Consider the following 4,222-nt stretch of genomic DNA (forward strand, 5'->3'; position numbering starts at 1 on the left):
ACATGCTGCTCGGCCGCATCGAGACCGGTCTTCGTCTGAAAGATGTCGGAAAGCGACAGGTAGGCCTCGGCCAGCGCCGGGGACTCGGCCATGATGCCGATGAGGTTGGGCAGGAAGCCGAACGCCGCCGTGGCCTTCTCGATCGTGTCGGCGGCCTCCGGTGGCGCGGTGTCGGCGGTATGGACGGGATAGCGGTCGGACATTGGCGGGACTCCTTGACGGCCTATAATTGATCGAGCGTTCAACACACTGGTAACGTAGTCCAGAATGAACGATCGTTCAAACAAACAGCGGGGCAGGACCCCTCGGGATTGATAGTCACCATGCCAAGAACGCCGGCATTCGAACGCGACGAGGTATTGGCCGAGGCCATGACGGTCTTCTGGTCGCAGGGCTACAACCGCACCTCGATGCGCGACCTCACCCACGCGACCCGGCTCAACCCGGGCAGCCTCTACGCGGCCTTCGGCAACAAGCAGGGCCTGTTCCTGGAGTCGGTCGAGTTCTACAGCCGGGCGCTGCGGCGGGAAGCCGAAGCCGTCTTCGGCGGCAACGGGAACGCGGCGGCACGAATCCGCCGGTTCTTCGACAACCTGCTCGACGGGGACCGGCGTGACGCGGACAGCAATCGTGACAGCCGGGGCTGCCTGCTGATCAACACCCTGATCGAGGCACCGGCCGACGAGCCGGAACTGCGCCGACGCGCTGGCGAGGCGCTGGGATACGTGGAGGGTCGTTTCGCCGAGGTGCTAAGGGAAGGACAGGCCGACGGTTCGATCCGAGCGACTGCCCCCCCGGAACGCCTGGCACGCCTGCTGATGACGGGCATCTTCGGGCTGCGCGTCTACGCCCGGATGCCCGACGGGCAGCTCCACGTGCACGAGATCGTCGACACCCTCCTGGAGGGTGTTTTCGAGAACGGGTGATCCGTTCACCGTCCAGTCCAACGCTCGAGGCCTGGTAACCTGGTGCGGTTAGGGAAACTCTGCACGACTGCCATACCGCTCTGCGAATTTTGAGCCGGGCAGAGTTTCCCAAAGAAACTGACGGACAGGACACCCATGGACTCGACAGCGAACCGCTGGATCGGCCTGCACGCACGGCTGGAAACACCCCGACTGCGCGAGGAACTGGAACGGTTGGGGCTCACGGATCTCGCCCGCTGGCACGCCGGCCTGACCGGCGACGAGGCAGCGCCCGCCGTCGGCAGCCACCTGGCCCGCCAGCTAGCGGAACTGATACTGGCACTGCGGGAGAGCGATCAGCCCACCTGGCATCGCCGCCTCGAGGAGTTGCGTGCCGCACTTGACGCCGCCGGCCATCCCCTCGCCCCGCTGGTCGATGACATCCCGACTCCACCCTTTCGACAATTGCTGGAAGTCCTGCCGGAAAGCGCCGCCACGGTCGGTCAATCCCGCAGCGAACGTCCGGACTCCCCTCTTGATATCTCGGCCCTGCTGACAGGGTCGGCCCGCACGCCCAGCCTGGTCAGCCAGATCCGCAAGGAACTGCTGTCGGCCGACCGGGCCGACTGGCTGGTGTCCTTCATCAAGTGGAGCGGCATTCGTCCACTGCGCGAAGTGCTGACACGGTTCACCCAGACCCCGGCCCCCGATGGTGGGCCGCGCCTGCGGGTGGCGACCACGTCCTACATGGGCGCCACCGATATCAAGGCCATCGAGTTCCTGGCGGGACTGCCACATACCGAGGTGCGCGCGTCCTTCGACACCCACCGTACCCGCCTGCACGCCAAGGCCTACACCTTTCATCGGCAGACGGGATTCGGCAGTGCCTACGTCGGCTCGGCCAATGTCTCTCGAGTGGCACTGGACGAGGGACTGGAATGGACGGCCAAGGTCAGCCAGCATGAGTTGCCGCATCTGTGGCGCGAAATCACGGCTGCCTTCGACACCCACTGGGAGGACCCGGCGGAATTCGAGCCCGTGCGTGCCGATGATCTGACCCGTCTACGCGATGCACTGGCCGCCGAACAGAAAACGAGCTCGGGAAACCCCGCCCCAGCAGCCACCTTCTTCGAACTGAAACCCTACGGATTTCAGCAGGAAATCCTCGACGACATCACGCGCGAACGGCAGGCGGGATTGTCGCGACACCTGGTGATCGCCGCCACCGGCACGGGCAAGACCATGATCGCGGCCTTCGACTACCAGCGACTCGTCCGCCAACGAGGCGACGGTTCCCGCCCGAGCCTGCTGTTCGTCGCTCACCGAAAGGAAATCCTGCAACAGGCCCGGGACACCTTCCGGCATGTGCTGCGAGATGCCGACTACGGTGACCTGCTGGTCGGCGACAGCACGCCGACGCAGAACCGGCACCTGTTCTGCTCGGTGGCCAGCTGGCACAGCCGCCATCTGTGCGATCTGGACCCGGCACATTTCGATTACGTGGTGCTCGACGAGGCCCACCATGCATCAGCTGACAGCTACCAGGCCCTGCTCGCGCACCTGCAACCCAAAACCCTGCTCGGGTTGACTGCCACGCCGGAGCGGACGGATGGCCGTGATATCCGTGATGATTTCGGCAAGCGATTCACGCACGAGATCCGCCTACCCGATGCCATCGAGCGTCGCCTGCTCGCCCCATTCCATTATTTCGGCATCGGCGACCATCCCGATATCGACCTGAGCAATCTCGACTGGCGTAGTGGTCGCTACGCCACGGCGGATCTCGATTCGGTATTCAGCGGCAACGACGCCCGGGCCAGATGGGTCGCCGAAAAGCTGACCGAGACCGTGACCGATGTCGAACAGATCCGCGGGCTGGGCTTCTGCGTAAGCCGGCAACACGCCCGTTTCATGGCCCGGTGCTTCACCGCCTGGGGCCTGCCGTCGGTCGCCCTGACCGGGGACAGCCCCCGAGACGAACGTCAACGCGTCCAGCGTGACCTGATCGATCGCCGTATCCGTCTCATCTTTACCGTCGATCTGTACAACGAAGGCGTCGACATCCCGGAGGTCGACACGGTTCTGCTCCTGCGGCCCACCGAGAGCTTGACCATCTACCTGCAACAACTCGGGAGAGGCCTGCGCCTACATGACGACAAGCCCCATCTGACGGTGCTGGATTTCGTTGCACCACAGCACCGGCAATTCCGCTACGCCGACCGCTTCCGTGCCTTGAGCAGCAACCGGCGCCAGCGCGTCGACCAGCAGGTTGAACACGGCTTCCCGTGGTTGCCCAGCGGTTGCCTGGTCGACTTGGACCGGGTGGCCCGCGAGCATGTGCTGGACAACATCCGCCAGCAACTGGGCATGCGACGGCCTCAGCTTGTTCATCAGTTGCAACAGATGGTGCGCGAGGGGGTCACGCCGACTTACAAAGCGATACTGGACCGGCTTCACCTCGATGAGCCCGACGAACTGCTGCGTCACGGTCCACCCTGCCTGTTGCGCGCCGAGGCACGCGGGCAGTCCCTCGAAACGATCGAGCGATACCGCAAACCCCTCACGCGCGGACTCCGGCAGCTGGCCCGGTGCGACGACGTGCAGTTGCTGGAAACGCTGACCACGCATCTGGAAGGAAACGGATCGGCAGACACAGGAGTGCTGACACTTGCCTACGCACTACTCTGGCCGAACAACCGCCCCGGAGACGGCAGCCGCAACGCCATCGAGCGCTTCATCCAGGAAAACGTGGCGCTCCACCACGACTTGCTGGATATCGTCCGGCATCGTCGAGATTCACTGCTGCCCGCCAGTGGCATCCGCCTCGAAGCCACCGGGCCGCTGGAACTGCATGCCGGCTACACCCGCGAGCAGGTGCTGCTGGCATTCGGCAAGGGCACGCTGGATGCGCCGCATACCTCGAGGGAAGGCGTGGTCCATATCGCCGAACGTCGCGTGGATGCCTTCTTTGTCACCATCGACAAGGCAGAAGGCGATTTCAGCCCCACGACCATGTACGAGGACTACGCCATCACCGACCGGCTGTTCCACTGGCAGAGCCAGTCGCGCACCACGCCGGAATCACCCACCGGGCAACGCTATATCCACCATGTCGAGCGCGGCTACCAGCCGATGCTGTTCATGCGGACCCGGCGTTCGCTGGCCAATGGCCTGACCGCGCCATTCCATTTCTGCGGGCCGCTGCGCTACCGTCGACACGAAGGCAGCCAGCCGATGAGCATTGTGTGGGAACTGGAATACCCCTTGCCCGCGCATCTGCTGCGGGAAGCTCGATTGGCGGGATAGTGCGCTCGCTA

2 protein-coding genes and 1 pseudogene are annotated in these 4,222 nt (G+C 64.5%); 2 read left to right on the forward strand and 1 reads right to left on the reverse strand.

Annotated features, from left to right (window positions below; genetic code table 11):
• A pseudogene (locus tag ACLFMY_RS08635) lies at positions 1-203 on the reverse strand (carboxymuconolactone decarboxylase family protein); the annotation flags it as partial.
• A gap of 120 nt (positions 204-323) precedes the next feature.
• Between ACLFMY_RS08635 and ACLFMY_RS08640 the strand changes: the two are divergent.
• Together ACLFMY_RS08640 and ACLFMY_RS08645 are read left to right on the forward strand one after the other, a co-directional pair.
• A complete protein-coding gene (locus ACLFMY_RS08640; protein ID WP_410764256.1) occupies positions 324-926 on the forward strand; it encodes a TetR/AcrR family transcriptional regulator in 603 nt (200 codons plus the stop codon).
• Positions 927-1,061: 135 nt separating this feature from the next.
• Positions 1,062-4,211, forward strand: coding sequence for a DUF3427 domain-containing protein (locus tag ACLFMY_RS08645; RefSeq protein WP_410764257.1), 3,150 nt, complete (start codon positions 1,062-1,064; stop codon positions 4,209-4,211).
• The last annotated feature ends 11 nt before the right edge of the window (positions 4,212-4,222 follow it).

It is taken from the genome of Guyparkeria sp. (assembly GCF_046545975.1).
Classification (GTDB): Bacteria; Pseudomonadota; Gammaproteobacteria; order Halothiobacillales; family Halothiobacillaceae; genus Guyparkeria.

Excerpts from the sequence above, each read along its gene's own strand:
- ACLFMY_RS08640 (WP_410764256.1), top strand. The coding sequence starts at position 324 with ATGCCAAGAACGCCGGCATTCGAACGCGACGAGGTATTGGCCGAGGCC.
- ACLFMY_RS08645 (WP_410764257.1), top strand. The coding sequence starts at position 1,062 with ATGGACTCGACAGCGAACCGCTGGATCGGCCTGCACGCACGGCTGGAA.